Source organism: Mycobacterium sp. IDUB_19 (assembly GCF_055419445.1).
Window position 1 is genome coordinate 1 of sequence record NZ_JBVAXR010000153.1, and the last position, 1,209, is coordinate 1,209.

Annotated in this window: 1 protein-coding gene; it reads right to left on the reverse strand. The window is 63.0% G+C overall.

Annotated elements, in window-relative coordinates; translation table 11 throughout:
- Nucleotides 1-191: 191 nt before the first annotated feature.
- A complete protein-coding gene (locus ACZY0B_RS27560) occupies nt 192-1,022 on the reverse strand; it encodes a class I SAM-dependent methyltransferase (protein WP_463767390.1) in 831 nt (276 codons plus the stop codon).
- Nucleotides 1,023-1,209 lie beyond the last annotated feature (187 nt).

Genomic DNA, 1,209 nt, shown 5'->3' on the forward strand with positions numbered 1-1,209 from the left:
TCCGAAGGCGTGGGATGTCAATACGTCGTAAATCCCTGTCGCTCAGTCGGATACACATTCAACGCATAGGGTCGTGCCCGTGACTGCACGGTTCATGCGACTCGCGGACTAGAGCGGACGTGCACGTCCCGGTGGCCCACGCCGAGCTAAGAGCGCCCCAGATAACTTGCAGTCCAACAGAGTTGACTGTCCTATTCATTTTCCTTGGTGGCGACCGAATACACGACGTTGGTTTCGGCGCTGGTGATGCCGGAGCTGCGAACGTAATTGAGATTCGCCGCGTGCACTCGTTCGCGATCGTGCGGCGAGAGCTGCTCGACGGTGCCGCGATAACCTGTGCCCAGTATCGCTGCCCACCAGGCTTCGGGCGATGCGATCGTATGAGCGCCGAATTCAGCCACGACCTCGGCCTCCTCCACCCCGCCCGCACGCATCACTTCACGCAACGACGCCGGATCGCAGATGCGATCCCACGGATTGAAGCCTTTGTAGAGATCGGGTCGGACCTCGCGAATCGAATCCCAGAAAGCCGTGTTGGCGGGTTCGAGAAAGCGTGGTCCCCAAGTGGTAATCGCGAGCTTGCCGCCCGGGCGAACGTTGTGCCACAACGCCCTCACGGCGGCGCTGATGTCGGGCACGAAGAAGACACCGAAAACGCACACGACCGCGTCGAATCCCTTGGGCGGCAGCCGCAGGTCGAGCATGTCGCCCGAACGAAACTCGATATTGTCTACCCCCAATGTCTCGGCCTTTGCGCGTCCCAGCGCGAGCAGCCGCTCAGCGAGATCGACGCCGACCACCGCCCCGCTCGGTCCGACGATCTGTGCCGCCGGTATCGCCGAGGCGCCGCTGCCGCAACAAACGTCCAGAACGCGCTGGCCGGGTGCGAGGGCAAGGCGCTCGACGGTCTCGCGACCGAAGCGAGCCCAGAACGTGTTCGCCGGATCGTCGAACGCGTCCGCCGCCGCGTCATAGGTCGCGGCGGCCCCGGTCTGCGCGTCGTGAGGAGTGCCGGAGGTCATTGGTCATGAGACTAAATCGGTTTCGGCGCCTAGCGCAACGTGCAATCGCGCGCTCTTCGCCTAGGGCAACGGCATACTAAGTGCCACAATAACTTTCAGTTGCGGCCGACTTGCCCGCCGACTAGGCGAGCGCGTCGAACATGTGCGCCGGCTCGATGCCGAGTTGCTTTGCGACATGGCTGGTATC

Bases quoted from the DNA above. Each gene is read 5' to 3' on its own strand.
- ACZY0B_RS27560 (WP_463767390.1), bottom strand. From the start codon at position 1,022: ATGACCTCCGGCACTCCTCACGACGCGCAGACCGGGGCCGCCGCGACC.